At 35.0% G+C, this 25,921-nt stretch carries 23 protein-coding genes; 4 read left to right on the top strand and 19 right to left on the bottom strand.

Features of this window, described 5'->3' with window-relative positions:
• The first annotated feature begins 71 nt into the window (after positions 1–71).
• The gene (locus IGI50_RS04120; RefSeq protein ID WP_111945260.1) at positions 72–164 is read left to right on the top strand and encodes a type I toxin-antitoxin system Fst family toxin; all 93 of its coding nucleotides are present in this window, start codon (positions 72–74) and stop codon (positions 162–164) included.
• Between the two features lie 132 nt (positions 165–296).
• Here the strand turns inward: IGI50_RS04120 and IGI50_RS04115 are convergent, their stop codons facing one another.
• Together IGI50_RS04115 and IGI50_RS04110 are read right to left on the bottom strand one after the other, a co-directional pair.
• Positions 297–854 carry a hypothetical protein gene (locus IGI50_RS04115; protein ID WP_438776238.1) on the bottom strand — a complete coding sequence of 186 codons (558 nt, stop codon included), beginning with the start codon at positions 852–854 and terminating at the stop codon, positions 297–299.
• A gap of 11 nt (positions 855–865) precedes the next feature.
• Positions 866–1,813, bottom strand: coding sequence for a hypothetical protein (locus tag IGI50_RS04110; RefSeq protein WP_438776237.1), 948 nt, complete (start codon positions 1,811–1,813; stop codon positions 866–868).
• A gap of 380 nt (positions 1,814–2,193) precedes the next feature.
• Here IGI50_RS04110 and IGI50_RS04105 point away from each other — a divergent pair, with 380 nt between their 5' ends.
• On the top strand, positions 2,194–2,640 hold the full coding sequence (locus IGI50_RS04105) for a hypothetical protein (RefSeq protein ID WP_438776236.1): 447 nt from the start codon (positions 2,194–2,196) through the stop codon (positions 2,638–2,640).
• 97 nt (positions 2,641–2,737) lie between these two features.
• Here the strand turns inward: IGI50_RS04105 and IGI50_RS04100 are convergent, their stop codons facing one another.
• Positions 2,738–3,643: a tyrosine-type recombinase/integrase gene (locus tag IGI50_RS04100; RefSeq protein ID WP_438776235.1), complete on the bottom strand. Its 906-nt coding sequence runs from the start codon at positions 3,641–3,643 to the stop codon at positions 2,738–2,740.
• A gap of 103 nt (positions 3,644–3,746) precedes the next feature.
• On the opposite strand from IGI50_RS04100, the gene IGI50_RS04095 reads away from it, so the two are divergent.
• Positions 3,747–6,332, top strand: a complete 2,586-nt coding sequence (locus IGI50_RS04095; RefSeq protein ID WP_438776234.1) for a tetratricopeptide repeat protein — start codon at positions 3,747–3,749, stop codon at positions 6,330–6,332.
• Between the two features lie 25 nt (positions 6,333–6,357).
• On the opposite strand, the gene IGI50_RS04090 is transcribed toward IGI50_RS04095, so the two are convergent.
• Entirely contained in the window at positions 6,358–7,890 is a 1,533-nt protein-coding gene (locus tag IGI50_RS04090) for a GNAT family N-acetyltransferase (RefSeq protein ID WP_438776233.1), read from the bottom strand.
• A 431-nt stretch (positions 7,891–8,321) separates the two neighbouring features.
• Here IGI50_RS04090 and IGI50_RS04085 point away from each other — a divergent pair, with 431 nt between their 5' ends.
• The gene (locus IGI50_RS04085; RefSeq protein WP_438776232.1) at positions 8,322–9,611 is read left to right on the top strand and encodes an LPXTG cell wall anchor domain-containing protein; all 1,290 of its coding nucleotides are present in this window, start codon (positions 8,322–8,324) and stop codon (positions 9,609–9,611) included.
• A gap of 271 nt (positions 9,612–9,882) precedes the next feature.
• On the opposite strand, the gene IGI50_RS04080 is transcribed toward IGI50_RS04085, so the two are convergent.
• The 15 genes from IGI50_RS04080 to IGI50_RS04010 form a co-directional block, all read right to left on the bottom strand.
• Complete coding sequence (locus IGI50_RS04080; protein WP_438776231.1) at positions 9,883–11,205, bottom strand: LPXTG cell wall anchor domain-containing protein; 1,323 nt, start codon at positions 11,203–11,205, stop codon at positions 9,883–9,885.
• A gap of 275 nt (positions 11,206–11,480) precedes the next feature.
• Entirely contained in the window at positions 11,481–11,966 is a 486-nt protein-coding gene (locus tag IGI50_RS04075; protein WP_438776230.1) for an STM3941 family protein, read from the bottom strand.
• 142 nt (positions 11,967–12,108) lie between these two features.
• The gene (locus tag IGI50_RS04070; protein ID WP_438776229.1) at positions 12,109–13,164 is read right to left on the bottom strand and encodes a hypothetical protein; all 1,056 of its coding nucleotides are present in this window, start codon (positions 13,162–13,164) and stop codon (positions 12,109–12,111) included.
• A gap of 9 nt (positions 13,165–13,173) precedes the next feature.
• Positions 13,174–14,256, bottom strand: a complete 1,083-nt coding sequence (locus IGI50_RS04065) for a DUF5105 domain-containing protein (protein ID WP_438776228.1) — start codon at positions 14,254–14,256, stop codon at positions 13,174–13,176.
• Between the two features lie 74 nt (positions 14,257–14,330).
• Positions 14,331–15,122 (bottom strand): helix-turn-helix domain-containing protein, encoded by a 792-nt coding sequence (locus IGI50_RS04060; protein WP_218256839.1) that lies wholly within the window; start codon positions 15,120–15,122, stop codon positions 14,331–14,333.
• Between the two features lie 58 nt (positions 15,123–15,180).
• A complete protein-coding gene (locus IGI50_RS04055; protein ID WP_438776227.1) occupies positions 15,181–16,671 on the bottom strand; it encodes a hypothetical protein in 1,491 nt (496 codons plus the stop codon).
• Complete coding sequence (locus tag IGI50_RS04050; protein ID WP_218256837.1) at positions 16,671–17,381, bottom strand: hypothetical protein; 711 nt, start codon at positions 17,379–17,381, stop codon at positions 16,671–16,673. Before IGI50_RS04050 ends, IGI50_RS04055 begins: the two co-directional genes overlap by 1 nt.
• A 114-nt stretch (positions 17,382–17,495) precedes the next feature.
• On the bottom strand, positions 17,496–18,590 hold the full coding sequence (locus tag IGI50_RS04045) for a hypothetical protein (RefSeq protein WP_438776226.1): 1,095 nt from the start codon (positions 18,588–18,590) through the stop codon (positions 17,496–17,498).
• A gap of 16 nt (positions 18,591–18,606) precedes the next feature.
• Positions 18,607–19,347 (bottom strand): hypothetical protein, encoded by a 741-nt coding sequence (locus tag IGI50_RS04040; protein ID WP_438776225.1) that lies wholly within the window; start codon positions 19,345–19,347, stop codon positions 18,607–18,609.
• A 32-nt stretch (positions 19,348–19,379) separates the two neighbouring features.
• Complete coding sequence (gene lepB, locus IGI50_RS04035; protein WP_218256834.1) at positions 19,380–19,943, bottom strand: signal peptidase I; 564 nt, start codon at positions 19,941–19,943, stop codon at positions 19,380–19,382.
• Positions 19,944–19,978: 35 nt separating this feature from the next.
• Positions 19,979–20,716 (bottom strand): hypothetical protein, encoded by a 738-nt coding sequence (locus IGI50_RS04030; protein ID WP_438776224.1) that lies wholly within the window; start codon positions 20,714–20,716, stop codon positions 19,979–19,981.
• A 28-nt stretch (positions 20,717–20,744) separates the two neighbouring features.
• Positions 20,745–21,227, bottom strand: a complete 483-nt coding sequence (gene lepB, locus IGI50_RS04025; RefSeq protein WP_438776223.1) for a signal peptidase I — start codon at positions 21,225–21,227, stop codon at positions 20,745–20,747.
• Positions 21,228–21,265: 38 nt separating this feature from the next.
• Positions 21,266–23,419, bottom strand: coding sequence for a glucosaminidase domain-containing protein (locus IGI50_RS04020; RefSeq protein ID WP_438776222.1), 2,154 nt, complete (start codon positions 23,417–23,419; stop codon positions 21,266–21,268).
• Between the two features lie 12 nt (positions 23,420–23,431).
• Positions 23,432–25,183, bottom strand: a complete 1,752-nt coding sequence (locus IGI50_RS04015; RefSeq protein WP_376713197.1) for a sortase family protein — start codon at positions 25,181–25,183, stop codon at positions 23,432–23,434.
• Positions 25,184–25,243: 60 nt separating this feature from the next.
• Positions 25,244–25,918: a pilin N-terminal domain-containing protein gene (locus IGI50_RS04010; RefSeq protein WP_218256831.1), complete on the bottom strand. Its 675-nt coding sequence runs from the start codon at positions 25,916–25,918 to the stop codon at positions 25,244–25,246.
• Between the last annotated feature and the right edge of the window lie 3 nt (positions 25,919–25,921).

Genomic DNA, 25,921 nt, shown 5'->3' with positions numbered 1-25,921 from the left:
TCAAATAAACAATGCGTAGGTCTATCTTGCTCAAGTCGTCAGCCTCCACATCGGAGAGGAGGTGATGCACCTTGAGCGAGCTGATTCGATATGTCCTCGCTCCACTCTTTGTGGGGCTGATCATTGCCCTAGTCAACCATTGGTTGAGCGGGCGTGATCCATGACGACTGAAAATACTAGCATCTGCGATCACGTGATCGCAGATGCTTCAATAAGAAGAACAGGTCAAACAATCATTCCTATAATCAAGGAAAGAGCTATTGGAAAAAACTTCTCGATCACTTATTAAGCGATCTTTAACGATCGACGATTTCTATGCTTTTAATCATCTCATCGAAGTACTCCTTTTCTTTTGCCGTTAGCTCTTGCTTAGACAGAAATACCAGCTGACCATTGATTTCTTCTGTTTCAAATTCATAGATTTCACCTGTAGCATTTACTGCTTCTGATAACTCTTCCCGATGGAATTGATGATAATTCACCGTGGCTGCATCCGTTCTTTCTATGCCTAGCTCCTCTAGAGAGTAGGCCTTCGGTCGTTCAACAGCCGCTTTGTTATATAGTGATAATTGAATCAACAACGAACGATATTTATCACTTTGCAAGATTAGCCAAGTGTTCCCATTCTCATCGCTCATATCTCCATCAGCTATTACGTTAAAATCAGAAATAGTTATCTGAAATAGTTTTTCTCCAACTTCGAATTGAGTAGTCTCTTCTTGCGAACTTTCTGAACTATTTGTTGATAATTCAATTGAATTTGAAGTGGTTTCATTTTTATCTATACTTTCTTTACATCCGCTAAGAATAACTAATCCTGCGGAAACTACTAGCAGAAGCTTGATTGTTTTCATCTTTCCTCCTTTTACAAATGAATCTCCTCATTGAGATACTCCTGCAGCACCGTCTTAACCGATTCTTTCTCGCTTTCTTTTAAGCTGCTAGGCAGGATATGGGCGATATTCATTCCTAAGAGAATACTGTCTTCAACGATTTTGAAAGGATAACGCTTTTCTAGGTCGTTTCGCTTCGTACTTTCAGGCTTTTCAAGCGTGTCTTTCGAATAGATGGCTTGTTCTGTGACAACCAGTCCATAGGGACCAACGAATGTGGAATCTGTAATGGCAAATTGGATCGTCTCGGCCTGTGGGATGCCAAATTTCTTAATGACTTTTCGGAAATGCTTCTGATGGGACTCATCACTTCCCATTTTTATCAGGGAATTATTCTTAAGCCCTAATTCAGCAAATCTTCCTTCCACATCTCCTGCTTTGAGTCGTTCAATGTGAGCAATCTCCAGCGTTTCCTTCACAGTAAGAATATCGGTAATCGCTTCTCTCATTAATTGGGTTAGTTCTTTTTTGATTTGCGGAGGGAGAATGGTTTCAAGGTATTCCCAATCAAAGGCCTTCATCGCTTTTTCCAATACCTCGATTGCTTCAATTTTTGATGCCGAATAAGGATAGCTTAGCGGCAATGTGTCATTAAAAATACTCGCGTCTTTTACATAGATCATGTGATCCGTCAGAAGAAAGCCCGTTGCGTTAGCTTTTCGAGTAATTCTATTTTGTGCATTTGCACCTACGAAAAGAACAGGAATCTCGCTTTTGTCCAAAGGAAGAAAATCAGTAATCGCTTTTTTATAAACCTGACTCGCGTCTTCCCATACCTCTGGTTGATAATACGCACTAAAAACAAACTTTAACGCTTCCTCTGTATAGTCCTCATAACGAGTAGCTAGCTTCTTGCAGTAGCTTTTTTGGTAGTCGATTTGTTCATTCGACAATTCTTGTTCCTTTTTGAATTCTGTCATTCCCATCACCTTCCCTATCTTGAGTTTCGTTTACTCTTTCAGTACTTCTTATAAAAAGAATACCTATTTTACCAGCATTGAGCAATACATCACAGGAGGTGATCAACCTGCGAAAAAACTTATGTATGCAACAAAAATCGTAAATTATTGAACATTTACTTACTTTCTATCAACTCGCAAGCTTATTTTCTATATCCATTTTATTTAACGGCGCTCTTTTTTATTAAATGTGATGAAAAATTTAATTGAAACTTCGCAAAGAAAAATTTTTGGTAAAAAGGTGGAAGTGTGACAAAAAACACCTTATTTATAAAACTTGTTGAATAATAGATTCTATCAAGCTGCTAATCCGTATAATTGAAGGCAAAAGGAGGGATTCTATGAATCAAAGGCAATTATCCAGCGAGCCAAAAGTTTACACCTTTCGTGAACAAAAAATTCTTGATTATCTAGTATTTTTGAATGAGCATTATCCTACAGCTAGCCGTTACCCTGTTCGGCTTCTTCGCATTAAGGAAAAACGAATCGTCCCTAGTCATTATCCCGGCAGACGATGGTACCTTTGTCCAAACTGCAAGCATGTATTTTTAGAGGATCTTGGTGATTACACTTATTCATACCGTCCTCATGCCATAAACCTTATCGGAACTTATTTTGTTTACGAGGATTGGAAACACAAAAAAGCCATTCACTGCTGCTCGAAATCCTGTTTAGCTGGAGCTACCGTAAAATTCGCTATCGAAAGTCTCACTGAAGAAGGAAAGAAATATATTCATGTGAGCAATATCAAAGTGGATGTTCTGGAAGCTATTAAGAAGTTTCATTGATGTTCATTTATAGCTTAAACAACGGTATTAGCAGTAATGGTTACTAATACCGTTGTTGTATTTATTGACCTTGATTTCAATTACTATAATTCAAACATTAAGTGTCTAACGTTGCATCCCTTCTCACTCCATATTTTATAAGCACTTCTTTTTTTCTATTTGAAGAAACCTCTGTATAAATCTCCGTTGTCGAAATACTTGAATGTCCTAATAATTCTTGAATGTCTCTCAAATTGGCTCCATTATTTAATAATGATGTCGCAAAACTATGTCGTAAATAGTGAGCTGTTGAGGCCTGATTGATATTTGAGAGATTTCGATATTTTGTATAAATGTTTTCAATCCCAAAAATTGAAAGTCGCGTCCCATACTTATTCAAAAAGAACGCTTGATCAGCAGGATCAGGCAAATAATTGTCGCGAATAGCTAAGTACTCATTAACGATCGTCCTCGCTTTTTTGTTCGTCAAAAATAATAACCGCTCTTTCCTATTCTTTCCATGTACAATTACCATTCCCTCTTCAGTGTCATAATCCTTAATATTCATATTACTAATTTCACTGATTCGCAATCCTAAATTGACCATAATCTCGAGAATCGCCGCATCCCGTATTTGATCTCTCTGTTTTTTTGTAGACCCAGTTCTTTTCGAAGCAGCTTCCAATAAATTATCGATCTCAATAAAAGAAAGTGTCTTTGGCAATCGTTTCTCTTTTCGGATAATCACTCGAGGAATTTTTGTATACGGAAGGTTGCCCGTCTCTATTAAGTATTCAATGAACATTTTTAAAGTGATCAGTTTTCTCCGCTTCGTGCTTGCCTTATAGCAATCTGTCGCTGATAAAAAGTGCATATACTCAAATACTCCTGCACCCAGTTCAAGCTCTTTGCTTTTGCAAAAAATAAGCATTTTTCTTAAGTCAAAATTATACGCATTCAGTGTTTTTGTTGAAAGATTCTCCCATCTCTTCTTTACAATAAAATCCTCTACTAAACTATCCATAGCTTCCCTCTCTTTTTCAAAATACACAAAAATAGTGAATATTGTCACATATCATATGTTATACTAAACCTCGAAATAATATTAAATTATTTGGAGGTTTTGTATGATGGTTATGTCATCCCAAGAGAAAATAAAAACAGAAGTTCAGCGCCTTCTCAACGATGGAACAAAGTACATATTTGTAAACGGACTTAATGGTTCGGGCAAAAGTACTGCCATTAAAGAACTTCTAAAATCTTTTGAAAACACCCTAGTCTTTGACAGAAGTATGGAAAATGATGAAAAGTATGCTCCCTTTGAAAAGGCTGCCAGAAAGTCCTCTGCCCCCATATCAAATTCAATCGAGAAAATTTTAATTGAAAATAGAGATAAAGATTATTCTGCTCCACAACTAATTCTCAATTTAATAGACAAATTTAAACAGACTAAAGATACCAAGGATAACTATCCTTTTTTTAAGCCGAACGAAGAAAACTATCTGTCTCAGATTAACAATAAGTTATCACGAGATATTGCTTTTCGATTTGTAAAAGAACAAGGATTAAACAGAAGCATTTTTTTTCCAAAGAAAAAACAATATACGGAGATTTTCAATGAAATCATAAAATCTCAAACATGTATTTTTTTATTTGAAGAAATTAATACCTGGGATAATAGCTCACTTATACTAATAAAAAAACTTATTGAACATGGAAATCAGGCATATCCTTTATTTAATAATTCAAAAATCATTTTCACAGTCTCAGTAAATACTAATATCGATAAAAAAACAGAACTTTTAATTGGGCAAATCCAGAGGAAATGTAATGCGGTTTCGTTGGAAATGCCGAGACTAACTAAAAATGATTTTAAAAATTTTATCCAAGATTCAAACGTACCTTATGAAAGTTTGTCGGATTCAGAACAAACAGAGATTATCAGTTTTCTACAGGAATACTCAGATGATAATATTGAAGAAATTCCATTTATGATTAGAGAACTATACGAACTAATGAAAAAGAAAAACTATATGTATGTGGACAGATCACTTTTCTATTCCGCATTAAAAATGAAGCTAGCGGATATTGAAATACCTACTGACCAATCAGAAGAAATACTGAAATATGCATCATTAATGGGAAGCACTTTTTCTGAGAACGAGATAAAATTAGTCACTAATCTAAACAGCGATGAGTTTAAAACCGTAATTGACAACGTTTTAACTATTAAAGTACTGAAAAAGACAATGCTAGATCAAAATTTTAAATTTGCATTTACTTTTTTTCAAGAGCTTTTTAAGACTAAGGCACAAAAAAGACAGAATGAGTACTATACAAAACTTGAACAAATTGTTACCAAGTTATACCCACACAGATATGATCGACGGGCTAAGTATCTTTCCAATGTAATAGATGAATCTAGAAAGACGCAAAATCTTTACCTTTTATCATTGCTGCAAGAAGTTAGAAATAGAGAAGAATTGGATTACACAATTCAAAAAAATCTAACTGAAGATTGTTCGAAAACTCTTGATTTGTTTATTGAGGCATATAGCTATATTGATAAAAATGAGTATAACTCAGCTCTAGACATATTGAATATAATTAAACATAGAGCCAGCAGCACACCAATAAAAGCAGAATGTGATATTCTAATTGCCTTTTGCTACTCAAAAAACGTTGATGGTAATTGTAGAAAAAATGGAGTTTCCATTTTAAATAGTTACATTGACAACAAACTGTTAAAAGAAGAATACCCAGATATTTACGAACGATTATTAATGAGATTATTTATAATGCTTGTTCACATTGGTCAATTAGATCAAGCAGAAAAGCTATATCAGGATCTATTATTACGATTCGAGAATTGTCCGCTGAAAAATTCAGATACTGAAACCAAGAAAAATATACTATACAGAATGGCTAATACACTATTCAACCCAAATAATTCTTTATTTCATATTAAAGAAGCTTCTAACTACTTTGAGAAACATCAATCATACGATAAGGGAACAATAAACTACTTTATTTCACTTTGTAATTTGTCAGCAGCTCACATTGAAGTTGGCGAATTCCACTTGGCCTTTGAGACTGCACAAAAAGCTGAAGAACTAACTCTTGAATATAAAACAATCAAATTTCCAAGAATTCAAATCCTAGTAAATAATTCTCTATTAAGTGGTTATTTAAGTAAAAACTTGGATATTGAAAACTGTATCAGTTCATTAAAAAAAATCATCTCAGAAATGCCGAAAAATGCCGAACGTATTTATTTTATTTCGAATCTATCTATTTTCTATGCATTAGATAATCAGTTTGATTTAGCTTATCAAACCCTTTATTCAGAAAGCGAGCTTCAGCAAACATCGAATGATTTTGAAGGAAAATATAATGCACGAGCAATGTTCAATCTGTCGGTGTACGACTATCTATTAGGAAATTACAAAGAAGCTATCTCTAAAATGGAAAAGCATTTGCAGCAGCAAAGGGACTGTACTGGACCTGAAAGAACTTCAGAATTAAAAAGGGCTGAAAAAACATTAGCCATAATGAAAAAAGGTACACAAAAATATTCAGGAGAGGAATGGCTAGAAATTTTGCTAAAAGAAACGGTAGTTGGTAGCATTAAGAATAGCCAGATAAATCAAAACTCGGATAATTACAGAATGCTTGGTTACATGTTTGCTTCTTTATACAACTGGGATATTTAATACCCCAGTTGTATAAAAGCCTTGACTAAAAGAGTTCCTTGATCATGCCTTCACCTTTATTCGTTATACTCCGTTTTTCAAATCCATATTTTTCATAAAATGCTTCAGTTTTTCTATTTGCCGCCATTAATCCAATTATTGACTCGGGTTCAGCATTTTCATAAAGATAAGAAATTAATTCAGTCATTATGTGATGACCAATTCCTTTATTCTGCCATTTTGGAACTACTCCGACATCTTGAACATAAAAACATATTTTACCGTCACCGACAATTCTTCCCATTCCAATTGGATTTTTTTCTTCATCGTAAATCACAACTCCAAAAAGAGTGGCAGCAGATGCTTCCTCATGTATAGATAAAGTATGAATATTCCAGCCTATTTCATTTCTTAATTCGATCCATTCATTAGGAGTGGGCATACTTCTTTTCAGATAAATAGTTTGTGCATTTGGTAATGATCTTTTTTCTAAGCAAGATACTTGTTGTTTTCTAGTCATACTAAGACCCAAAAGAGTTGCTAAAACGTCCTCATATTCATAACCAAGTTTTTTATAAGCAAAATAATAGCTCATACTTTTTGTTATGTGTGGGTTTGTTGAAATGTCTGTTACAAAGCATTCATTTTTTGAGTTAATTCTGAAATCAATTCTACCTAATCCAAATATTCCTAAATTATAAGCAATTTCTTCTGTTTGTCGGCAAATTTGCTTACTCAAATCTTGCTCTTCTAGTGAAAAATCATAAAAAGAAAACTTGTTATTCCCACGAACATCATAGTTCAAAATTTGCTTACCTAAAATTTTATTAGTTCCAATTTTTATTCCAACTGGTAACATAGAAAAACCTTTTTTCTTAGTTACAATAACTGGAACTTCTATTTCTCTTCCCTCTATAAACTCCTGAACGATAACTCTTTGATTGAATTTCCTACTCATATCTTTTATATAAGTATCTTGCTCTTTGGAGTATGCAAAAATATTCTCATTTTCCAATCCAATGCTAGAGCATTCTGAGTTTAACTTACAAATTACTTTCTTGCCTGCTGTTGGAGACTTTCCAAATAACCAACCTGAATTTTGATCGTATAACCAACTTTTTGCAACGTTATATCCACAATTTTCTAATAGAGAATACCAATGATACTTATCTCTAGAGAAACTAGATATATAAGCACTACTATTAGTATGTAAAAGGTTATTAAGCTCACAAAAAGCAGGGACTAATGACTTTCGTCCCTCCGCAACTCCTTTTTGAGCAGAGTTCAGAACTATTATTTTTTTAGGGTAATTATCTTTCAACAGACCATTAGAATAGTCCCTAATGAAGTCTCCTTCATCAAAGTAAGTTTTTAAAGAAAAGCCGATAGTAGTAATAGCATTTGATATTTCTTCAAATTGTTTCATTGAGTAGTACTCAGAATCAATTGGGGTATCAATGTAGTCAGTATCAGACTCTGTTTTCCCTTTAACATTACAAACCATCACAATAAGATAATTGTCGACAGACTCTTTTGCCAGATTTTTATATTTGTCGATCACTCTTACAACTTGATCCATAAAAAACCTCCAAATAATTTAATATTATTTCGAGGTTTTTATGTTTTACCTTATCAATGATTTATTTTTCTTTACGTCTCCCATTAGGTTTTCCATATAACTTAAATTCCCGATATTTCAATTACAAAGGACATAATTCCTACGATTGATAAACAATCATAACTTTTTTCATGACAAAATTCCAAATTCACTAGTATTAGAAATACCCTTATATTATACTTATTTATGAAACGAATCAGGAGTCTGACAATAATTGAGATGACTTAGGCGTTCTAGTTTCCAAATAATAAACACTTGTAAGGGTTTATTTGTATTGGATCTAGTTCGAACACATATGAACCAATAACAAATAAGCAGTCCACGGGAAGTGTTTTTACTTTCCGTGGACTGCTTATTTGTTATTAATACTAAAGGAGGAATTTAGCAGAAAAATGAAAAGGAGAAAAATTTCCATAGTTAGTGTGATTGTTTTATTGATTGGTATGGCCTTAAGTTCAATGAATAGTACAGAAACAAATGTATTTGCATCAAAAATTTCAAAAGAAAATGTATTAGAAAAAAATATTTCTACTTTTGAAAAATCAGATCAAAAGAAAGCGTTCAATCTTCCTATCAATTTTTCAGTTGATTCTATTACTACAGGCAAAGGGCAATCGGGCAGGATACGCGTCCAAAAAATTGAAGATATTGAGATAAAGGGAACCTTTCAAGAGATTAAAAACAATCCTTACATTGATCTTTCAGGAGATGGATCTTGGATAGCAAAAAAAGCTGGGAAGACGACAATTACTCCAATATTTGATGTTTCCAAAGAAACGTTGAATAAATTAAAGGAGAAATATCCAGACAACGAAATAAATTGGGAAGATACCCTTCAAGTAATACCTATATCTATTTCTGAGATGGAAGAGATTACTTTGCCTATCGATTTTTCAATTGATTCTATTACCACAACCGAAGGACAATCGGGCATGCTAAATGTCAAAAAATTTGAGGATATCGAGCTTAATGGGTACTTCCAAGAAATTAAGGACAATCCTTATATTGAACTGTCGCAAGATGGAGCTTGGATAGCAAAAAAAGCTGGAAAAACAACAATTACTCCAATATTTACTGTCTCTCATGAAACATTAGAAAAGATCAGACAGAAATATCCTGATTGCGAAATCAATTGGGAGGATATCGCTCCGGCAATACCAGTGACTATTTCTGAGAAGAAAAAGATTAATTTACCAATCAATTTTTCCGCTAATTCTATTACCACAACCGAAGGACAATCTGGTAAGCTAAGTGTCCAAAAATTTGAAGATATTGAGCTTAATGGAATCTTTCAAGAGATTAAGGACAATCCTTATATTGAACTGTCGCAAGATGGATCATGGACAGCAAAAAAAGCTGGGAAGACAACGATTACTCCAATATTTGATATTTCTGAAGCGGCATTAGAAAAGATAAGGGAAAAATATCCTGATTGCGAAATCAATTGGGAAGATATCGCTCAAGTAATACCAGTAACTATTAATTCTCAGATTCTCACGGAAAATGAAGCACCTAAAGCAAAACAATCCATACAAATAAAAAAAGAAAATAAACCCACAACGGTAAAAGAATTGCCTAAAACTGGAGAAGCTGTAGAAAATAAGTTTGCTCAATTGTTAGGTTTACTATCAATAAGCTCCGTAGGAATTTTGTTTCAACAGTCGAAAAGAAAAAAAGGATAACTTAGTTCAGATTTACTAATAGCAGGAGGAATACAATGGAAGGAAATGGTAATAAATAACTATTCACTGTGCCGTTAATTCTAAAATCTTCATAAAATTCTTTGCTCACAATTATCTGCTTTTCATTGATTGTCAACCAATCTACACAGAATTTCTATGATGATAAAAAATAGATTAGATAGCACAAACTATCTAATCTATTTTCTAGCTATAACGGTGTTTGAATAGAATATAATTTTTTGCTTAATACATCGTTTTATATTTGTTAACACTAAATAATAGTTTTTTTACGCTTAAATGCCAAATACAAGCTAATACCTAGTAAACCGACACCAAATGCCACAAACGATTTTGAATTTTTCTCTCCAGTTTTAGGCAATGTCTTTACTGGATCAATATGTTTTGTAGCTACTGGAATACTTTTTTGCTTTTTGATAGCTGTATTATTAGGAGCCTTTGAGGCTGTATTGGATTCATTTATTTTAGAAATAGTCGTCCCACCACTTACTTCTGGATTGCTAATTCCATTTTCTTTGTTGTTGATATTTTCCTTTGCGTCCAAAATAGTCAATGTTATAGTCTTCGAAATATCAATTTTCTCTCCACTGGCATCTGTTCCTTCAATATAGAATCTAATTTGATGTGTCCCCGATTTCACTAAGGTATTTCCTAGAACTGTAACTTGAATAGGTTCACCAACGACTTCATACCCAACATTCAAACCTTCTGCATTTTCGAATGTTGCCCAGCTTAAAATATCTTCTTCTGTTAATTTATCATTAACATACATTGTTTGGTCAGATACCTTAATGGAAGGTTTACTAGTACTTGGTTCTGTTGTACTTGGCTCTGTTGTACTCGGTTCTGTCGTACTCGGTTCTGTCGTACTCGGTTCTGTCGTACTTGGTTCTGTCGTACTTGGTTCTGTCGTACTCGGTTCTGTCGTACTTGGTTCTGTCGTACTCGGTTCTGTCGTACTTGGTTCTGTTGTACTCGGTTCTGTTGTACTCGGTTCTGTCGTACTTGGTTCTGTCGGTACCAAAACTAACGCTCCAAGCGCTCTTTTCATCGAAGTTATATAAATTGAATAGTCTAAATTATAATCTAAACAATATTGTGCATTAGACAATGTTGTTTGTAGTTTAGCAATCGAATCTTCTGTATATAAATGTGCGTTAGCCACAGCATTATTCCCTTGATTAACTAAATCTTGTAATTCAGCTCGTAAAGCTTCATTATCTGTTGAAGCATCTGTATTGGTTGCTGCGACCGCTTTAGGAGTACTCGAACTCGTATTTGGTGCGGCCGTTGTAGGTGCTGATGGTGCAGGTGCACTTGATTTCGTTTCAGCAGCTGCTGGTGCGGAAGTGCTCGGTTTCGTTTCTTTAACTGCCGCTGGTACAGACGTATTTGGTTTTGATTCTGCAATGGCTGTTGAAACAGAAGTACTTGGTTTTGTTTCTCCAACCACTGCTGATACAGATGTACTTGATCCTGTTCCTGCTGATGAAGCATTTGCAAATGATACAGGCATTGATAATAAAATCGGCCCACATAATAATGTAATTCCTAAAACCCTCAATCTATTTTTCACAAAAATCCCCTTTTCTTTTTTTATATTTTTATTTAAAAGTATAGAAGTAATAGCTACTGTCTGTTGAATATGGTGAACTTCCCTCCTATAATAAATTGCTACTTCTAACTACTTTTCCCAAACTAATAAATTTATTTACGAAAAATGAACAACAAAGAAATCCAGCTGACTACTCCTCTGTAATACGAGTACGTAAAAAACTGTTAGACTTAATCCAGCAAAAAAATAGAGCTAAAGAAATTTCACTTCTAATGTTTTAGAAATCGTTTTTTCTACTAAGTCGTTATCCTTTTTTGACGAAATCGATTCATTTGTTTAATTAGCTCATCGTTTGTACAGTTTTTTGCTGAATAAAGATCAATAGTTATTGCTCCGTATCCCTTTGCCTTATTCATTTGAACTTTTTTTTGATTTTTTTTTGACATCCCCGCAAGCAGGTGATTGTCTTTCACAAGATAAATCGAGACATACCATTGACCCGCAATTTGCTTTTTCTTAATTTTTTTAATTTTGTTCCATGGAATAAAAAGGCTGTGGTTATTGAAAGAAGTGTTGTAATAATATATTCCCTGCGTATTTAAGAGAACAATCTTCTTATTTTTTATCTGTCTAAAAAATATAGACAGATAAAAAATCAAAAATATTTCAGGGATAAAGGCATACATGTTAAATAATCTGCACACGAAGATAGCTCCTATGAAACAAGCAATTAGACCTAATCCCATATTTCGTACTTGTCTCCACTTACTTTGATATACCACAAATTCTTTTTCGATTTACTTAGCCACCTTTCGTAAAAACGGTTTAGATTGTTTAATAAAAGGCAAAAATAGCTATCGTTTATCATTTGTTAAGACTGTTAATAAAAGTATTGAAAACTAACAACCACGCTCATTCATGCTGCTATATAATATTTCCTGAATGTTCAGCTGACCACTGATCTTGATGAGGCTGATTAATTTTTACAAATGTCTTATCTTCCCAATCTTCAGGGCTTTGAATGTACGTCTCAAAATCAATAGTCTCTACTAACCACTGTTTCGTATCACTATCAAAAATAAGTGTTACTGTCGCATTATCATTATTAACTGCTATACCGATAGGAATATTTTCTTCTGTTTTAAATTTTAGCTCCAGCTTATAATCCGTGTAGATGTCGAAACTTATTTTATTTTTTTCGCTATCGCTAAATTTTAAAGAGCTATTATTTAGAATGATTTTCTGATAACTTTGATTCACACTTTCCAAGTAGGGTTTTAATGTTTCAAATGACTTTATTGTCTCCTTTTTTTGTTCCTCGCTTACCCCAGTCAGATCTTGAAAATTTAATTCTGAAGCTATTGCTGTTCCCATTGATGAAAAATAGTTAGACACTCTTGATCCCAAATAATTTTGGAACTTCCTATCATGTAGATATAAAGAACTATCATCTAGTTCAAAGGTATGATTATCATTGAGGTCCTCATTCTTAGAAAATTTCGTAGTGCCAAATTTTTCATTGGTCACTAAATAAGTGATTCTATACTTTCCTGCTATTAAAGGACCAAACTTGTTCCCTTTTTTTCTATCTAGAACTTCATTTCCTACGGTTATTTCAATTTTTGAAAGAGAATTTTCGTCTAATGTCTCTACATTTAGGTATTTTGGAATAGGGAAAAAATACTTCTTTTTATACCATTTTTCACTATTAATTTTTTTGAAGGAGGAGCGATCTAAAAAAATCTTTCTTACTTTTTTTTCTGTTATTTTTCCCTTCAGGCTGTCTTGAAATCGATCATAATCAACTCGTCTCACTTTTTTTTGGTCGGTGAATTTAGGACATATTTCTTTAAAACGACTATATTCGTCTTCCTTTAATGCCGTGGTTAATTCTTTTATCCTATAGTTTAACGAGTTCCTATAGCCCACATATCCACTTGCAAATAGTACTAATACAAAACTGCTGAGAATCGCAATCATTACTTTTTTTTATTCATCTAAGCCACCCATGAAAATAGATTTTAGATCATCAAATTGATAATTATCGCTTGAACTAGCCGTATCGATCTTCCACTTGTCTTTCTCTTTCGTAAGAATCAACTTGTAGCCGTCTTTAGGCATGTACTGCGGTTGTCTTGGCGTTGTTTGATCAAACTTTGTTGGTAATTGTTGAATTAGATATTTTTCACTATCCTGAACGGCTTTGTCATAGTCTTCGTATTTTCCTTCATTCTGCTCAACAAACGTCTCAACAATTGAACTGGCGTCTACATCATCAAAGCTAAGAACTGTGGGCTTGACTGTGATCACTGCTTTGTTTGGAAATAGTGCTTTTACTTCGTAATTAATTTCTGCTTTTTTCTGATTTACTTCTTCAAATTTTGTTATAAGTGTTTTTACTTCATCGTCAGAAGGGACATAGGAATCAAAATTATTTTTTAGTTCTTCTGAAAATTTTTGATTGAATTCATTGTGCTCTTTTACTAAATCATTACTGAGCAGTTCACTTTTTTTATCCGTCTCTTTCCCTAAAAAGACTTTGTTTAGATATTCTTCAGTTGCTTTTTTTACTTGATCGGAAGAATCTTTAAAATCTTTTGTGTTCACATCTACCACAATATCTTTTTCCTTCTTTTCAGAATCAGTAATCATTGGGGCATAATGTAGCTCGTACTTTTTATCTTTATCTACTTTGAAAATGACATACCCTTTTGTTGATTTTCCTCCCGAAAGATTTTCCATTTGCAACGTTTGAAAGTCACTTTCTGTGGAGTAGATATTTTTATTTGCAACTTTATTTCCTTCTTTATCGTACAGATTCAAATCATCTTGAATAATATTTATTGGGTCTTTCGTATTATTTTTAATTGATACATCCAATGCCAAATACCCTTCACCATCATTTACAGAATCACCTTCTTGCAACACATAAGTTCCAGAAACTACTTTTACTGTTGCTTCTTTAGAAGAAACTTCCTTTTTGTCGCTAGTACTTGCAGATTGGCTGCCTCCGCATGCAGTGAATATAAAACATGATAGAATGAATAGACTTCCTAAAAAAAATTTTTTCATTTTGAACTTCTCCCTTTTTGTTAAAAGCTATAAAGCCATTTATTTCGTTTTATAGAATTGTGTTTAATTATTTTTTAAGCATAAATAGAGTGTGTTAAAATCTCATCTGATTGTAGTTTGATTAGTAATTCTTTATCTATGCGATATCCTTTTCCCCAAAAAGTATGGATGGCTGTAGCCTTTAAAGGGGTTTGTTGAAATTTTGTTTTTATTCTAGAGATCGTGCTCGAAAGAGAAGCTAGATGTGACTTATTTGCATCCTCTCTCCACAATTCACGGCAGATCTCTTCTCGTGACACAATTTGATTTCCAGCATTGATCAATATAGCCATGATCTTAGCTTCCGTATGTGACAAACGTTGTAAAACTTCAAGATAAAGCGGAACATCACTTCTATCATTTTTTGAATTTTGAAATAAATGTGGCTGCAAAGAAGTCACACTGCGTGATAATTGAATTTCTGTGCGTTCCTTTATGTGTTCATCACTTTGTTCAACAAGAGCACCCAATGATGATAAGCATTCCCTCAATTCATCAAGAGAATCTTTCGTTGAAATAATTGCATTTAATAGGCCAATCTCTAAGTAATGTTGATCAATTTCAGTAACTTTTGTTCCCACTTTACGAATTATTGATAAAGATAAGGGCTTGAAAAAAGTAGTGAGTTTGGTAAGCTCTGATTCACTAATACTTTCGCTCAAAATAACATATTGAAATAATTTAAATAGATCTAAATTATATTTTTGCTCGATACACTCGTTAAACAGTTTTGTCGAACAGTACACTTCGTAATTTAATAGTTGTAATTTGTTTTGCAGTTCTCGTTCTGTCAAAATATTTTTAGTTAAAACCAAAACTCTATCCATACCTAAACCATCCATTCTTTTTCATTTTCAACTCTACAGAATGTGACTCCTCTTAAGTCTATGCATTACTCATTAATGATCCTTTTGCTAATTGTTCAACCTTTTGCTCAAGATCAGTATAAATATCTAACACTGTCTCTTTTGACTCTGAAACTTCTAATAGAATTTTTCGTGCGCGATTGCCTATGGTTTCAACTTCTAATTCTGCTTCATCAATTAAGCGTTTGGCCTCTGATTGTGCTTCCTCGATTGTACGATTCGCTTGCTTTTTCGCAGAAAATAACACTTCACCAATTTCCAATTGTGATTGTGTAGATTCTTCTTTTAACTTGTTTATTTGTTCAGTCAACTCTTCAATTTTCCGCTTTGCTTCAACTAATTCGTCAGGAGAAAATGAAAGTTCTTCGGTTTGTTTTACCAACAATTCTTCAAATTGCTGTAATTGTTGATTTTTTTGGTTGAGTACTTCCTCAGTAGTCTTTAAACGCCTAGTAACTTCTGCTTTTTCAAGTTGAACTTCTTCATATCTATTCGTTAATTCTTCTACTTTTTCAGTTAACTCCTTGATCGGCTCTAGATCATCCCTCACTGAACTCTGTTCAGTCAATTCCTGTATCTTCTCTTTTAGTTCTACAATTTCTTTTTCTTTTTCAGCTAAATGAATAAGTAGTTCTGTATTCTTTTCTGCAGATTCATCTAGTTCATCGCTAGTATCAAGCTCTGACTCTAACAAACGAATCTTCTCTTGCGCTTGTTGAAGTGCTTCATTCAATTGTTCGATTTCCTTTTTATGTTGTTCATCCGAAGTCTTTTTTTCATTATTAATTTGATCTTGTTTTTCCTCCATACTCACTAATCGCTCCTCTAAATGCTTTTTTTCAATAACATTTTGCTTTAATTGATTTCTCAATTCTGATCGTTCTTCATTCAGTCGATTAACCTGTTGGATAACACTCGTATATCGCTGTACACTCTCAAAGTGTTGTTTTTTCACTTTTCTTATTTGATTTTCAGCTTTTAAAAGAGCCGCTTTTTGATTCTCACATGTTTCATTCAGTTTCTTGTATGCTTGTTGAGGCTCTGTTTTTTCGAAGTTTAATTTCTCCAATCGTTCCTTAAGGATAGAAATTTCTTTTTCTTGGTTCTCAAGGGTAACTGCTGTTTGTTGGAGAACTCGTTTGTCTTCTTCACTAGTTTCTGTCCATTCTTGTTTTTGAATCTGATAACTTGAAAGTTGTTCTCTTAATTGAGATATTTCTTGCTTTTGGTTTTCAATCGTTTCTTGATAGGTAGTTTTTTTTACTTTTTCTGCTTGAAGCGCTTTACTCTGTGTTTCTTTTAGCTCCTCTAATTCTTTAGATAATCGTTTATTATCTGTTAAATAATCTTCTTGCCGCTGAATCGCTAATGTTAATTGTTCTTTTAGGTACTCATTTTCCTTACTTTGATCCTCAAGCTCCAATTGCTCCTGTTCAATCTCATCATTCGTAAACTCTTTGATTTCATCAATCAAACTTTTATTGAAAAACCAATTATTTTTTTTAGCCATCAGCCTTTTCCTTTCCTCAGTTCCGGTTGAAATCTGAATTGCCCCTCATTATCTTTGACGTAAATCCCTTTATATAGATCGTTCCCCTTTTGATCATTGATTTGAATCTGCACTTCAGAAATTTTTTCGATTTCTTCGATTTCTTTAACAAAAGCGGAAATATTTTGACCGAGAATAACTAGATTCGCTTGTTTTGCAGCTACCGTACCTGTCAGTAATAGCGTCAGGTAATCGGCTTCATTTGCTGAAGAAAAGATAAAATTAGCTTGATCAATATATGGATTAAGTTGATTAGATAGTGATTTTTCTAATTGATTTTTTTGAGTAGCTGTTTGATTTTCGCTGACTAAACTATTTTTTAATCCTAAACCAGAGGAAGGATACCTTTTTAATAGAGGGCCTGCAGCCACATTCTCTTTCATCGTTTGAATCTCAGACTGAAATTTCTGATTGTTCGCTTGTACATCCTTCATGCTCATTTCCAAACGAAAAATCGAACACGTCGAGACGATAATCACTGCAATCATTCCAGTGAACAAATAGGTGAGACTTTTCCTTAATTCCTTCTGTTTAAATTGCACAAACTTCGTTTTGAAAAGGCGTGACGTTTGTTTCACCGAGATTTGGTTTAAACGATAATGAATGGTTAACCGATAGGCTAAGCAGAGGGAGATGATCCCCATAATGATCAAATATCCTGTAGTAAACACCCTCATTATCCCTCCTTAAATAATCCACTGATTTGTTTCTAGCAACCAAAATAGGTTGTTGTATATATTTTGAGAACAAAGAATATTTGCTTTCTCGACTCTTCCCTCTATTGGTTAAGACTCTTTGGGTGAAAATTTAGACGTATGAGAATAATCGAAATAGTCAAAACGTTTCTCTACTCCCTCAGTTGAAATCACTTCATTTTGAGCCAGCTGATCGACACGGCTTTTCAATTCATCATAGATGACCATGATTGCTTGACGGGATTCATCCACTTCAAATGAAATTTCTTTTGCACGGTCTTGGATCGTTTGGATCTCCTCTTCAGACTGTTGAATAATTCGCTGAGCATCTAATTTTGCCTTTTCTACCATACGATTCGCTTGTTTTCGAGCAGCCACTAAAACTTCTCCTATTTCATGTTGTGAATACTGTGCCTCTTGCTTTAGCTGCTCATTCTCTTTTTGAATAACCATAATTTGATGCTGCAACTCGGAGACTACTTCCCCTTCAATCGAAGAATCTCGTTGTTCTTCAATTAACTGTTGTATCAAGCTTTCCTTTTCTTCTAATGCCTGTTCTTTTTCAGCGATCATCCGCTCAACATCAACAATTTTTTCATCTTTTTCATGAAGAATTTCATTTAATTCTTTGAGTTGTCTCTCAAATTGTTGATTAGAGACTTCCTGCTGTGACGCTTCAACTTTTTGCTTCATTTCTAAATCGTTGTATTTTTTTTCTGATTCTTTTAATTCTTGTTGAATCGCTTGGTAATCTCCCAGAGAAGCAGTTAAAGCTTCAATCTTTTCTTCTGCCTTCGCTAATTGTTTTTTTATACTGCTGGAGTCTTGTCTCTCTTGTAAATACTGTATTTCTTTACGATTTTGCCGAATTTCAGCCTCTAGATTTTGGATTTGTCGTCGATTCTGAATTTTATCTTCTCCATTTTGCAGGATCGTTTGCTTAAAATTTTCGTTTTCTCTTAAAAGGCGTTGTTTTTCTTCAGTTGCTTGTTTTTTGTACTGTTCGAATGCTTCCTCTTTTTCGTGAAGCATTTGCTTCAATTCTGTGTGGTCTTCACTTGTTTTTTCAACTTCAGATGTAGTGGGGGTAGGGGCATTCATCATGACATCTTCAGGAACAGAATTGATCTCATCAATAATATTTTTATTAAAAAACCAACCATTATTCTTTTTTTGTGCGTTCATAGTTCTCCCTCTTTCTTTACTCGTCTTCTTGAATTAGCTTAAAGTCTTCATTTGCGTTTTCTCGTGAAAATGTACAGCTGTAAACCTTTTGCTTATTTTTATCGTTCATCAAATTCATTTGAAAAGTGATTTGAGTTAGCTTTTCCACATTCTTGGCTTCTTTAGCGAACGCTTTAATATTTTCTTTGATCTGTTTCCTATTCTCTTCACTGCCTGAATCTCCAGCTAACGCAATATTTAATGTTTGTGTAGGAATATCTAAAACAATCAGTGTGGTAGACAGGCCAAAGTAAGGACTGACTTTTTCTGATAGGTCATTTTCAATTTCATATTGCTTTTCACGATTTTCATCAGAAAAAAGTTCTTCCCAAGAATAATCGCTTAGTCCAACCCCATTTGACGGATAGGCTTTGATAGGCAACTTGGTGGCAATCTTCTTTTGTTCCTTCTCCACTTTATAGATACGATCCTTCAGCTCATTATTCTGTTCTCCAAGAAGAACCATTTGATCGTTCATTCGAAATACGCTATAGGTGGTCAGGGATAATCCTATTCCCAAAAGCAAAGACAAAAATAGTAGTGCTGAAACATGTCTGCTTTGTTCCATTTGCTTCACATAATCTAGCTTTCTTTGAAAAGATAACGGTAAATTTCTAGGCAGCTTCAATCTATCTAATTGCCATTTAATCGCTATGCGTCGAAAACAAAGTATGAGTACCACAATCAGTACTCCTGCACTAATCCAATTTACAATCACCGCTTTTCTCCTCTTTTCGTATCATTCTCAGTCTAATTCTTTAGTATTGATGGAAATTGAAACTGAACCGTCCCTTCAATTGATTGTTTAGGGACAAAACCAAATGCTCGACTATCCTTTGAGACATCCACATGATCTCCAATAGTGAAGTACACATCTTCTGGAACAGCAGTCAATGACTTAATCTCTTCAGAGACGGATGGAGACAATTGAAAGGTATAGGTGGTCTCAAAGTCGCCCTTTTCTCCTACACTTAGAACAATCCGATCATTACGAACAAATAGTTTGTCCCCAGGCATTCCGATCACCCGCTTTACAAACGTTCCCTTTTCTCCTTCAACCGAAAATGCGATCACATCATAGCGGATAATCGTCTTCTTCTTTTTTACCAATACCGTGTCTTTTTCTGTTAATGCCGGTGTCATTGAAGTCCCTGAAATGGAGTGAATACTATACGCCTTTCTCACAAATTGTCCCGAGACAAACATGACAACTAACAATGAAAGCGTCAATATAGTCAATACAAGACTCTTAACTACCGAGCGTCGATAAGGACTCTCTGCTTTTTTTGTTTGACGAGAAGGGACATTTGTCATGAATTTTCTTGCTCCTTTCTACTACTTTAGTGCCCTTATTTTTGAACAGTAAAGGGATTATCTGCTTCCTCTCTTGAGTACGTTTCATCAATCAACGCACTATTTTTCTTCCCTTCCGCAGTCAATACTTTAATGTGAATTTTCATCAATTGAGGAATCGATTCTGCTTCCTGCACAAAGTATTGAATATTTCTTGCAATTAATTTTTTGTTTTCTTCTTCTTGTGTGTTGCTAATTAATGAGATGGACAGCGTTTTAGGGGATCGTTCCACGTTCGTAAGGACCCTTGATAGGCCAAAATAAGGTCCCATTTTGGTTGCGATCTCTGTTTCAAGTTCTACTTGTTCCTTATTGGCGCTTTTTTTATCAACGATTTTTTCCCATGCCAACTCCTTCAGACCAATACCTTCTTCTGGGTATTGCTTAACAGGCATCTTGGAAATGAGCTGTTTTTGCTCCACTTTTAAGGTGTGGACCTCTTCTTCCAATTGCTGAACCTGGTTCTTTGTATAGGCAAATTTACTCGAAAGAAGTACCACGATTGCTACTACTAAAAACAAAGCGATCACTATGCTTAGAAAAGTATATTGAGTGTATTTCTTTTGTTTTTGCTCTTCGATTTTTTCATACAAGCTTAGTTTTTCAAGTAAATGTGGAGGAGTATTCTTATTACTTCTTATTTGGTTCAACTTCTGTTGTTTCGCTAATTGATATAAAAGAACAATGAACAATGCGATCAAGAGTACAAGGCATATCCCACTAAGAACAAACAATCAATTTCCACCTCTCTAGTTAACTTCTCTATTTTTTTGTCCATAGGACTCTTTCCATTTTTCCTTCGATGTGTTTCTCAGAGATAAGTCCAAAGGAACGACTATCATTAGAAATATCAACATTGTCTCCCATTACAAAATAAGAATTCTCAGGAATTGAGGTTCGATTACTTAGCTTTTCTGCGACATCCTTCTCTAATTCAATTTGCATTGTTGTTTGAAACTTATTCCTATCGCCTAAATCAAGCGTCATCATATTGTCTTGAATGATATAAGTATCACCGGGTCGACCAATGACTCGCTTGACCAATAAATCACGTTTGTTTTTTTCGGAAAACGCGACAATAGTATATCTTTGTATTGGCATTCTCTTATTTATTAGTACCCAATCCCCATTGCTCAATGAGTGCTCCATTGAATTACCTGAAATTGGGTGGATAATAAACGTCATACGGATAAAGATAACAACTAAACTCATGAGAATTAGCGCTGGAACAAAACTAAAAGTCATCCTTTTTATTCTCAATTCTTATTCTGGTCCCTTCTCTATCACTTCGGTTCAATATAAGAAACGAGGGTTGATTTTGCTAACTCATTATTGATTACTCGGTACGAAATCGTTGTTCCACCCACGACATTTCCTTCAGAAATAAGGATTCCATCTGAAGTGACTGCCTCAACAAACGCGACATGTCCATAGCGAGGATCAGACCCCGCGGTTCCTGGAGAGAAAGAAATCAAATACCCCGCAGTAGGTGTTTGGGTCACCTTGTAACCTAGTGCACGCCCCTTACTTCCCCATTCACCGCCATTTCCCATAAAGTCATCTACTTTTTTCCCTAGTTGAGCAACACGGTTATAGGCGTACCATGTGCATTGACCCACAGGATAAGAACCCGAAGAATTGTAGTCCTTTCCGTCATAATCGGGAAATTTCATTGCTGAACGATACTCTGCTGGGATATTTTCTTTTCCTTGCAGTATGGCACTTGTTTGAGTTCCCTCAACACTTTTTGGAGCATCATATTGTGTTAAATGATACGCAGCAATCAATGAACTGATCTTTCTATTGTATGATGTATCTGTGGCATATTTTCCTGTCAAAGCGTCAGCAGCTCTCAGATAGTTTTTAGCATTTGATCGCCAGGCGGTTGAGTAATAATTCTCATTTCCTTGTATCCCTGATCGAATGAGTGTGACATAATCCCCTAAGGATTCGCCATAGTTCGGATAACTTCTAAATGCAGCGTTGATCGAATACATTTCACCGCTGCCGGCATCCTCTTGTGTCGCAAAATTCACAAAAGAGCCTTTAAACGTTCCTTTTATCCCAAATAGATTGTGATATGGCGCAACGGATAATTGACTTGTTCCTGATCCACTTTCCAATATTGCTTGGGCGATCATTACTGAGGCAAACACATCGTACTTCAGACCTAAATCCCGAGCGTTATCAGAAATTTTTTCAATAAATGCAGTGGTTTGATCATTTTGTTGAACATCCATAGACGCTGGATAGTTTTTTTCTACTTCCTTTCCATAGTCAGTCATCGTTAGGCTCGTCATTTTGCTAGACTGAAAGGCTGTTTCGGGTTCATCAGAAGTAAATTTTTCGATAACGATTTCACCGAAAGGCTTCTCCTCATCTTTTTCTTTGTTTCGATAACTTAAATAATAGTCATCACCTAAATACATCCCGATTAAAGCGTCTTCTTTGTATAACAAATCCCCAGGTTCTTTTGTCTTACTGTCCGTTTTTTTGATATTACTGAATTCTTGACCAAATAGTTTCGTCGTAAGTTCATTTAATAAATTTTCCGAAGAATCAATTTTCACGTTGGATTCTTCTATTTTTCCCACTAAATGAATCCCTTCATAAATTAGAATTGCCTTATTTCTATCTTCAATTGTTTTCAATAGAGGTAATTCAAACCCGTTCAAATCTGACTCCGCTACCTTACTGACACGAAGTTCCTCAGCAAGCTCGATTTTTTCCCCATGCGAAGAAAGCCCCAGCGTCTCGCCAGGATTACTATAAGTTGGTAATGCCGGTTGCACATTGACAGAAAACGGCGTTGGGTCTGGTGAATCGACTATAGCTTGACTAGGACTATTTACAGATACTTCTGAACTAGCTTCTTTTTTTATCGAGCCTTGAGTTCCTTTTTCTGGTTTCGAAGGTACTTTTGTTTCCTCCCTCGAATTAGAAGGTGCTGTTGATGACTCTTTCGGACGACTGCTACTTGAAGAAGTGACTGTACTGCTAGTGATTGTTGTATTGCTAGATGTCGTTTCGGTTGAACTAGTTTCGACAGAGGTCCTGCTAGTATCTGTCGCCTCCACACTGCTTGTTGAAGTGGAGGAATGTTCACTGCTAGCATCGACTTCACTAATGGATGTTTCCAGTGTGGCTGAAGTAGACTCAGCTTTTGATACTGAGGCGGACGACTCTTGGTTTTTTTCTTCCTTTTTCCCTTCTGTAGAAAGTTCTCCATTTTGACTCGCCGTTTCTTTTATTTGTTCTTGCTCTGAACTACTTGGAGGAACTGAAGCAGAAGACTCAACCGTCACATTGGAATTTGTCGTATTGCTAGTTTCTTCAATTTTTAAAACTTCATCTGCTTTTAGTTTTTCTCCGAATAAATTATGGAGAGTAAATGCACTGAGCCCAAGAATACATAGAGTTAGCAGTTTCTTTTTCATCATTTGTTCTCCTTAACGCATTAGACTGAAAAATAAGATCGGTAATAGAAAAAATAGGAACATCGGAATGATCGTTTGTAACGGATCTGCTACAAATCTAGCGGCAATCGCCATTGAGAAGCTTTCGAATTCGGTCACAGGTTCCTTTTTAACTACTACACCATCAGACTTCTTATCACTTTTTTTTAGATCCATTTGTTTTATTTGAGTCTCCGACGAATCGTCCAGTGGTTGGACACTTGTCAGTTTTCCTTGAACAACGCGACGATAAATTGTACCAATATTTCCTTCACATCGAACCAAAGTTATTTTCGCTTCTTGCTCATTTGACTTTTCTATATAAGACACCTCGGTATCTTTGACAACTTTATTTAAATTCACTTCATAGATGTAGATATCTTTGTAATCTGTAGCGTAAATCTTATCCCCATCCTTTAGTTTTTCTATTCTATGCAAGAGTAAGTCTTGATCATAGATATTATGAGCAAGCAGGACATAGTTATTCTTACCCAACTGCTGATCCAGTTTGTAAGTCGCTACCCCAGTTAATAGATTCTCGTTGGCAAGCCCTGCTAAAATTGGTAAATCGATCTGTGCTTCTGGAATGACTAATTTTCCGATTCCCCAATTATTAATCGTATCTTTGGTTACAGCCTTTGCGTGAGCGTAGTCCGCGACACTCACACTAGCAATTTGCTTTTCTTCATAGTTTGCTGTACTTATTTTATTTAAATTGTAGTCACTTAATGACTCTTCTTTCCCTATATCCGCCGCTGAAACCGTGGTTTCTTGTTGCATGTGAGCATAGCCGTAGATTGCCACTGCAAGGACAGATGACATAATGATGAATAGTAAAACAAAATAACCCTTTGTCACTCTAAAGAGTAATCTCAATCGTTTTCTAGCTTTTTCAGCAATTTTAGGATTATCCGATCTAAATCGTTTCACTTGATAGCGATAGATCAAAACCAGAATTAAAAATAGCAGGACATTGATTCCTATTGTTCCTAATACAATCGTTTGATAACTCCAGAGGTTACGCTTTTTGATTTTCTTTTTCATCGCATCTTTATAAGGAATTCTATGCCCCGTGACGAGTAACCGATATGTATTAATCCCAGGTGGCGTACACGTCAGCAATGTCACTTGGTCCTTTCCAGGAACAATTTTTACTTTGTCAGCTTCACTCGGCAAAATTTCCTCAAAAGAATCAATTTGATACGCTAACCGTTTTCCCAGAATATTGATGAAAAAAAGATCTCCTTCAGTTAGATTACGGATATCTGTGAAAAGAACCTGATTCTTAACCCCACTATGTCCAGTTATAACAGCTCGAGAATTTTTGCCGCCTACTGGCACTGACGATTCTTTTAAATGTCCGAGTCCTTTGTCTAATGTTTTAAAAGAGGTGCCATGAAAAAAAGGCATTTTTTTAATATCAATAGCTGGAATATCGATGGTGCCCATTACTTTGGAGCTATTTTTTAGCACAGATTCATAAATAATCGGCTCTTCTTTTTTTCCTTGTTGTTTCTCAAAAATATACTTGTTGTATTCTTTCGCTAACCGATATTGTTCCTCGCGCTCCTTTTGGCTCATCTTCTCAAGGACATTATCGTAAGCAGTGGAGGCTTGACTTCGTTCACGATTTGCTAAATAATTGCCAACTATTGGATACAAAAGAATAGCTACACCAGAAAAGATCATTATTATCGCAAATTTCATTAATAAAGAGTGGGAACTTTTTTTTCGATTTTTCACCAAACTACTCCCCTTCTTTTTAAAAGAAGAAGCGTGGATTCCCAACGCTTCCTCTAGATACATTTAGTAATAATGTTTCTTGGATCGCAGCATTCGAATACCTATGACTCCCATTAAAGCTAAAAAAAGAATGATCACATAAAATGAGTAGTAGGAGCCGATCGTACCGCTTGTTTGTGGGATACGTTCGGGGCTAGTTCCATTTCCCGTTGTTGCTTTTTTGGGATCAATAGCTGCTCCTCCTGCTATACTCGATTTTGGGTAAAGATAAACATCATTTAGTGCCTGACCATTACGCTGGGGCAGAGGAAGCTCCAAGATAACTGGTTCCATTGGCTCTTTGATTTGATTATTTGCTTTTTCTATCACACGGTATGTTCCCTGAACCAATCCTGGGAGTTGGGCCTGACCATTACTATCTGTTGTAACCGTCTTGGTGAAGGCGTCCGCTCCTTGTATAGCTTCAAACTGAGTTGTTCCATTGACAGGAGACACACGGGTAATCTCATAGCTGATTCCTGGAAGCAGTTCAAATGATTTCCCCTCTTTGTTCACTGCTTTTTCGGCTTTTGTTCCATCTACGGGTAATGGATTTCCTGCTAAATCAGCATCGGTCAGTTTGTACTTTACAATCGTTACACTGTATCCTTGGTCTTCAGCAAATACCTGAAGCGGTGATGAAAAGCTGATTACCAGAAGGAAAAGTAGGGAGAGCCCTTTATACAATTTCTGTTTCATTGG

This window comes from Enterococcus sp. DIV0170 (genome assembly GCF_051710765.1).
Taxonomy (GTDB): domain Bacteria; phylum Bacillota; class Bacilli; order Lactobacillales; family Enterococcaceae; genus Enterococcus_A; species Enterococcus_A raffinosus.
This window is presented reverse-complemented; position numbering and strand designations above follow the sequence as displayed.

Coding starts and splice junctions, on each gene's coding strand:
- IGI50_RS04115 (WP_438776238.1), bottom strand. CDS start 854: ATGAAAACAATCAAGCTTCTGCTAGTAGTTTCCGCAGGATTAGTTATT.
- IGI50_RS04110 (WP_438776237.1), bottom strand. CDS start 1,813: ATGACAGAATTCAAAAAGGAACAAGAATTGTCGAATGAACAAATCGAC.
- IGI50_RS04105 (WP_438776236.1), top strand. CDS start 2,194: ATGAATCAAAGGCAATTATCCAGCGAGCCAAAAGTTTACACCTTTCGT.
- IGI50_RS04100 (WP_438776235.1), bottom strand. CDS start 3,643: ATGGATAGTTTAGTAGAGGATTTTATTGTAAAGAAGAGATGGGAGAAT.
- IGI50_RS04095 (WP_438776234.1), top strand. CDS start 3,747: ATGATGGTTATGTCATCCCAAGAGAAAATAAAAACAGAAGTTCAGCGC.
- IGI50_RS04090 (WP_438776233.1), bottom strand. CDS start 7,890: ATGGATCAAGTTGTAAGAGTGATCGACAAATATAAAAATCTGGCAAAA.
- IGI50_RS04085 (WP_438776232.1), top strand. CDS start 8,322: ATGAAAAGGAGAAAAATTTCCATAGTTAGTGTGATTGTTTTATTGATT.
- IGI50_RS04070 (WP_438776229.1), bottom strand. CDS start 13,164: ATGATTGCGATTCTCAGCAGTTTTGTATTAGTACTATTTGCAAGTGGA.
- IGI50_RS04065 (WP_438776228.1), bottom strand. CDS start 14,256: ATGAAAAAATTTTTTTTAGGAAGTCTATTCATTCTATCATGTTTTATA.
- IGI50_RS04060 (WP_218256839.1), bottom strand. CDS start 15,122: ATGGATAGAGTTTTGGTTTTAACTAAAAATATTTTGACAGAACGAGAA.
- IGI50_RS04055 (WP_438776227.1), bottom strand. CDS start 16,671: ATGGCTAAAAAAAATAATTGGTTTTTCAATAAAAGTTTGATTGATGAA.
- IGI50_RS04045 (WP_438776226.1), bottom strand. CDS start 18,590: ATGAACGCACAAAAAAAGAATAATGGTTGGTTTTTTAATAAAAATATT.
- lepB (WP_218256834.1), bottom strand. CDS start 19,943: ATGACAAATGTCCCTTCTCGTCAAACAAAAAAAGCAGAGAGTCCTTAT.
- lepB (WP_438776223.1), bottom strand. CDS start 21,227: ATGACTTTTAGTTTTGTTCCAGCGCTAATTCTCATGAGTTTAGTTGTT.
- IGI50_RS04020 (WP_438776222.1), bottom strand. CDS start 23,419: ATGAAAAAGAAACTGCTAACTCTATGTATTCTTGGGCTCAGTGCATTT.
- IGI50_RS04010 (WP_218256831.1), bottom strand. CDS start 25,918: ATGAAACAGAAATTGTATAAAGGGCTCTCCCTACTTTTCCTTCTGGTA.